This is a genomic window from bacterium (genome assembly GCA_021372515.1).
In the GTDB taxonomy this organism is placed as follows: domain Bacteria; phylum Gemmatimonadota; class Glassbacteria; order GWA2-58-10; family GWA2-58-10; genus JAJFUG01.
Map to the genome: position 1 here is coordinate 1 of JAJFUG010000178.1, position 6,062 is coordinate 6,062.

The window sequence follows — 6,062 nt, forward strand, 5'->3', positions numbered from 1 at the left end:
GCGCAGTTGCCGTTCTCCAGACGGGCGTGGCGCATCAGGAACTCGGCCCCCGCGCGCGCCGGCTCCAGGTACGCGCTGCGCTCGGCCTCGGTCGCACGGCCCTCCAGGTTGCGGTACAGGCGCGACAGCAGCCAGACAAAACGCCCCTGGCTCCAGGTGAATTTCTGACGGCTCAACAGCCTCGCGCCGTCGTTCGAGAAACAGGTGAAAAACCCGCCGTTTTCCCGGTCGATCCCGTTACGCATCCAGAACGGCAATATATTGCCGTGCAGCTCCTGGTTGTATTGCTGCAGAAGGTGCTCGAAAGGCTGGCTCCACATCTTTCCTCCCGGCTTATTTAGGCTTTCCGGCCGCCCGGCTCTGCGCGGCTCTGCATTCATTTCCTAAGTTACACACGGTTCCGGCCACAGGCAAGACGGGCGTCCTCCCGGGCCGTGACCGTTCTCTGCGCCGCCGCCCTCTCTTGCGCCCGGGCGGATTAAAGCGCATTGTATTCTCAGAATACGCATCCCTTTTGTCAGTACGATGTTGAAATCAAATTGCGGATAATGTATACTTTTTTTACGGCAGGCAGTTTACAAGGTGTGCACAATCCGCCGTACTTGCATTCTCAAATTGCGTGCAGGGTGTAGCGAGGGCACGCTTTTACAGGACAGGGGCCGATGAAACCTAACGAGCTGAATCTCGGACTGGTGGGCAGCGGCGGCGATGGTGTCATGGCCGCGGGCGAGATCATTGTCACCGCCTCGGCGCGCGAGGGTCTCAACTGCATCATGCTCAAAAGTTTCGGCCCGCAGATACGCGGCGGCGAAAGTGCGTGCAAGATCCGCATCACCAGCCGCCGCTGTTCCGTGCAGGCCGATGATCTGGATGTGCTGGTGGTGTTCAACTGGAGCGATTACCGCCGCTTCGGCGCCGAACTCACCCTTCTGCCCCACGGCGTGGTGCTCGAGGACGGTGAGGAGGGCGACCCCGAGCCGGAGCGTCCCTTTATCGGCAGCCCCCCCCACGCCATCTACCGAATCCCGCTCACCCGGATCGCGCGCGAGGCCGCCGGGACCACCCTGGCCAGGAACATGGCCGTCATCGGGGCGATTTGCGGCCTGGCCGACCTGCCCGAACAGTCGCACCTCGATTCCATCCGCAACCTGTTCGAGCGCAAGGGGGAAAAAATCGTCGAGGCCAATTTCAAAGCTTTCGAGATGGGCCGCGATTTCATCCGGAACAATATCAAGCGCAAGGAGAAAATACGCCTGGTGCGGCCCTCGGTCAAAGCCGACCCGCGGGTGGTCATGACCGGCAACGACTCGGTCGCCTACGGCGCCATGCTGGCCGGCTGCCGTTTCTTCGCCGGCTACCCGATCACCCCCAGCAGCGAAATCATGGAATGGCTGAGTGTCTTCATGCCCAAGTTCGGCGGCGAGATGATCCAGACCGAGGACGAGATCGCCGCCCTGAGCATGGTGCTGGGCGCCTCCCTGGTCGGGCGCAAGGCCATGACCGCCACCAGCGGCCCGGGCCTGTCCCTGATGAACGAGCTGATCGGCCTGGCCTCCATCGCCGAGATACCCTGTGTGATCGTGGATGTCCAGCGGGCCGGCCCCTCCACCGGCATCCCCACCAAGAGTGAGCAGTCCGACCTGATGGCGGCCGTGTTCGGCGGGCACGGCGATTCGCCGCGGGTGGTGATGGCCCCCACGGATGTCTCCGACTGCCTGGACGTTATGCGTGAGGCTTTCTATGTCTCGGAAAAATACCAGATACCGGTGATCGTGCTCAGCGACGGCTCGATCGGCCAGCGCAAGGCCGCTTTCGCCGAACCGGATATCTCCATCGTGCGCTCCTGGGAGCGGGCCCATCCGCCGGTCGACCTCGACCCGGCCGAGTACAGGCGTTTCCTGTTCACCGAGACCGGCGTCTCACCCATGAGCATCCCCGGCGTTGACCGCATGATCTACCGCGCCGCCGGGATAGAGCACAACGAGTTCGGCGCCCCCACCTCCGAGTTCGAGATGCACCAGCGCATGAACGAAAAACGCTACCGCAAGCTGGGCTTCATCGCCGAGGAGGTCTGTTTCATGCGCCATTACGGCCCCGAGGACGCCCCGGTGGGAGTGCTGGCCTGGGGCTCCAGCAAGGGCGCCGTGCGCGAGGCCGTGGAAAACCTGCTGGATGAGGGCTACCCGGTCAAGGCCGTGGTCCCGCAGGTGCTGTTCCCGCTGAACACGGAAAAGCTGAAAAAACTGCTCGGCCCGCTGAAAAAGCTGCTCGTGGTCGAGATGTCCTACTCCGGTCAGTTCCTCAACCTGCTCAAGACACAGATGGACCTTCCGGAGGGAACTGTCCACTATGGACGGAGCGGGGCGCGTTATCTGGGTATCCATGAGATCATGGATCAGGTGCGCCGGCTGTTCTGAAACGTTTTTTTGTTTCCTGAAACCGGGATTATTATATATTACAGGGGAGACTGGGAATGTCTTCAACTCAGGAAGCGGTAGTCGCAAAGGCACAGCCCAGCGATTATAAAACCGACCTTAAGCCGGTCTGGTGTGCCGGTTGCGGAGATTTCGGCGTTCTGAACGCCCTGGCGCAGGCTTTTGCCGGCCTCGAGCTTACACCCGAACGCACCATGGTGGTCAGCGGCATCGGCTGCTCCAGCCGGATTCCGGGATATCTTAAGACTTTCGGGTTCAACTCGGTGCACGGCCGGGCGCTGCCCATCGCCATCGGGGCCAAGCTCGGCAACCCGGAGTTGACAATCCTGGCCGCGGGGGGCGACGGCGACGGGTTTTCGATCGGCACGGGTCATTTCCCGCATGCCTGCCGGCGGAATATAGACATCACCTACGTGATGATGGATAATAACATCTACGGGTTGACCAAGGGACAGCTCTCGCCGACCTCGCCCTCCGAGATGATAACCACCACCTCGGGCTACGGCAGCGTCGAGACCCCGATGAACCCTGTAGGCCTGGCCCTCGGTTGCGAGGCCACTTTTGTCGCCCGCGGCTTTTCGGGCGACATCAAGCACCTGGTGGACATCATCGTCCAGGGCATCCGTCATCCGGGCTTCGCTTTCATTCAGGTGCTCAGTCCCTGTGTCACTTTCGTGGGTAAGGAGCAGTTCCTTACCATAAAGAATCAGTTGCACTACCTGGACCAGGACCCGGACTACGACAACTCCGACCTGTGCAACGCGTTCCGGGTGGTGAACGAAAAAGGGCGCATCTCGGTGGGGGTGATCCACCGGAGCAACCGTCCCTCTTATCACGATAAAATGGCCCAGCTCCACAAGGCCGTGGAGAAAGATCCTCACAAAACCCTGGCCAGCCTGATGGACCTGTACCGGGTCTGACGGGCTGTGATTGGGGTTGCGCGCGGACAGGGTGACTGGCGACTCGCCGCCACGAGTTCCGATGCCTAATCCACTACCGGAAGAGCCCGGAATGAAAAGCCAATATGTTATTCTGACTGTCGATGACGATGCAAACATACTCAAGCTGCTCCAGGATTTCCTCGGCTCTAAAGGCTACCTGGTGCACAGCGCTCCCACTGGCGCCGAGGCTTTCCAGCGTCTGGCTTCCCACGATTACGACCTGGTGCTGGTCGACCTCAAGCTGCCCGACGCCAGCGGGCTCGAAATAGTCAAATGGATCAAGCAGAACCGCCCGGACACCATCTCGGTCATTCTCAGCGGCTACGCCACCATTGAGACCACCCTGGACGCCATCTCGCACGGGGCTTTCGATTTCCTGGTCAAGCCGGTCGAGCTGCCCAAGCTACTGATCGTGGTCGAAAACGGCATCGAGCGCCGCAACATCATCCTGCAGAATAAAAAGCTCATCTCCGACCTCCAGATCGCCAAGCGCAACCTGGAGGCCCGCGTGCGCCAGCGCACCGAGCAGCTCAAGAAAAGCGAGCAGAAATTCCGCCTGCTCTACGACAACGCCCCGGACGTCTACTACACGGTCGACACCCGCGGCGAGATAATCGACTGCAACAAGATGGCCTGCGAGTTCTTCGGCTACAACAAGCGCGAGCTCAAGGCCAAGCACATGCTCGACATCTACACCAGCGAGAATTTCGAGCTGGTGGCCAGGATGGTGCCCACCCCCGACGGCAAGGGCGGCAAGGTGCGCCACCAGGAGGTGCAGGTCAAGCGAGCCGATGGCGGCGTGGCCGAGGTGGAGATCAACAGCAACCTGATGGTCGATGACGGCGGGGATGTGATCGGCGCCCTGACCATCCAGCGCGACATCACCACCCGCAAGAAAGCCCAGGAGCGACTGCGCGAGTCCGAGGAACGCTACCGCACCATTTTCCGCATCGCCGAGGTGGCCCTCTGGGAGATGGACTACGCCGAGCTGCGCACCGCGGTGGAAAAACAGCGCGACAAAGGTGTGCGCGACTGGGTCGAATTCCTGGACAAGAACCCGGAATTCGTGGTCCAGGCCACCCACATGGTGCGGATAATCGATGTCAACGACGCCTCGCTCAAGCTCTACGGCGCGGACAACAAGTCCGAGCTGGTCGGTTCGGTCGAGAATATCATGCTGCCCGAAACCGATGACACCATTCGCCAGTTCATCCTCGCCCTGGCCGAGGACCGCAACTCCCTGCACACCGAGTCGATCCACCGCACCCTGCGCGGCGACCGGATCCACGTGCTGGTCAACGTGGCCATCCCGCCGATGGATGCCAGGTACCGCAACATCCTGATCAGCATTGTCGACATCACCGAGCGCCAGAAAGCCGAGGAGGAGAAAGACCGCCTGCTCAGCAAGCTCCACGAGCTGAACAAGCAGCTCGAGACCCTGTCCGTGACCGACGGGCTGACCGAGCTGTACAACCACCGTTTCTTCATGGAATCGCTCACCCTCGAATTCAGCCGCGCCCGGCGCGCCAACCAGAACCTGGCCATGCTGATGGCCGACATTGACAATTTCAAGCGGGTCAACGACACCTACGGCCACCAGTTCGGCGATGAGGTGTTGATCCATATCGCCCGGCTGCTGCGCGGCTCGCGGCGCGGTTCCGACATCGTGGCACGCTACGGCGGCGAGGAATTCGTCCTGCTGCTGCCCGACACGAACCTGGAGCAGGCCCGCGCCCTGGGTGACAAGCTGCGCCGCAAGATCGAGAACTCCTCGGTCCTGTTCTCCGGCAACAAGATCAAGGTCACGATCAGCGTGGGGGCGGCCGCCCTGGACAACGAGAACGTGAAAAACCACCGCGAGCTGCTGATCCTGGCCGACAAGGGCCTCTACCTGGCCAAGCGGACCGGCAAGAACCGTCTGTGTGTGTTCGGGGAGGACAGCGGCAAACCGGACGAGCCCTATCCCTCGCCCGCCTGAACACGTGTGAAATCAAATATTTAATATGGGCAACAAATGAATTGGGATATTAAGAGAGCCCATGGGCGTGGTACGTGGACTGCCATCAACTTTGGTCAGACTCCTTATCTCATGATATATGGAACAATGCGAAAAGGGGAGCCTGTTATAGATAGTGTGTTTTTTATCTATCCAAAGGGGAGATTAGTTCGGGACAAGGATGGTCTTAATGCACGTAAAGAACTACCTGAAGGCGCGTGGGAAGATTTATTTACACAGGTGCGTACATTCTATTCCACAGGGTATTAACTACAAAGTGGTATGTTGGCAAGATTACATGTCACCTCGATAAAACTAGCCTATGATTAACGTATAGGGGCACGGCGCACCGTGTCCCGTTTTTGTCCCCCCCATTCGACAAAGGAGGGACGGGGGGATTCAATCTGACAAATCAGGCCCGGCGCGCCGCGCCCCTACGTTTTCATACCCTCTTCCCTCTGTCCGGCAACCCCGCTCTCCAGGTGTTCTTTCACCCGTGCCGCCAGACGCGGCAGCACCTCGCCCCCGGGGCCGAGCAGAAGAATGTCCGCGCTCTGGCTGATCTCGCTGGGCTGCGGGTTGACCTCCACCACCCGCGCACCGCAGCGCCGCGCCACCCACGGCAGCGAGGCCGCCGGCTGCACCAGGCCCGAGGTCCCTACCACCAGCATCACCCGGCAACGCTCCGCG

5 protein-coding genes are annotated in these 6,062 nt (G+C 60.7%); 3 read left to right on the forward strand and 2 right to left on the reverse strand.

From position 1 onward, the window contains the following. A partial coding sequence (locus tag LLH00_16325; protein MCE5272846.1) for an N-acylglucosamine 2-epimerase occupies window positions 1-320 on the reverse strand: 320 nt, incomplete at its 3' end. Between the two features lie 342 nt (window positions 321-662). Between LLH00_16325 and LLH00_16330 the strand changes: the two genes are divergently transcribed. The 3 genes from LLH00_16330 (at window position 663) to LLH00_16340 (ending at window position 5,354) form a co-directional block, all read left to right on the forward strand. After that, window positions 663-2,417 (forward strand): 2-oxoacid:acceptor oxidoreductase subunit alpha, encoded by a 1,755-nt coding sequence (locus LLH00_16330; protein ID MCE5272847.1) that lies wholly within the window; start codon window positions 663-665, stop codon window positions 2,415-2,417. Between the two features lie 56 nt (window positions 2,418-2,473). Continuing rightward, window positions 2,474-3,355, forward strand: a complete 882-nt coding sequence (locus tag LLH00_16335) for a 2-oxoacid:ferredoxin oxidoreductase subunit beta (protein MCE5272848.1) — start codon at window positions 2,474-2,476, stop codon at window positions 3,353-3,355. Between the two features lie 91 nt (window positions 3,356-3,446). After that, a complete protein-coding gene (locus LLH00_16340) occupies window positions 3,447-5,354 on the forward strand; it encodes a diguanylate cyclase (GenBank protein MCE5272849.1) in 1,908 nt (635 codons plus the stop codon). A gap of 452 nt (window positions 5,355-5,806) precedes the next feature. Here the strand turns inward: LLH00_16340 and LLH00_16345 are convergent. Then, on the reverse strand, window positions 5,807-6,062 hold a 256-nt coding region (locus tag LLH00_16345), incomplete at its 5' end, for a hypothetical protein (GenBank protein ID MCE5272850.1).

Excerpts from the sequence above, each read along its gene's own strand:
- LLH00_16330 (MCE5272847.1), top strand. The coding sequence starts at position 663 with ATGAAACCTAACGAGCTGAATCTCGGACTGGTGGGCAGCGGCGGCGAT.
- LLH00_16335 (MCE5272848.1), top strand. The coding sequence starts at position 2,474 with ATGTCTTCAACTCAGGAAGCGGTAGTCGCAAAGGCACAGCCCAGCGAT.
- LLH00_16340 (MCE5272849.1), top strand. The coding sequence starts at position 3,447 with ATGAAAAGCCAATATGTTATTCTGACTGTCGATGACGATGCAAACATA.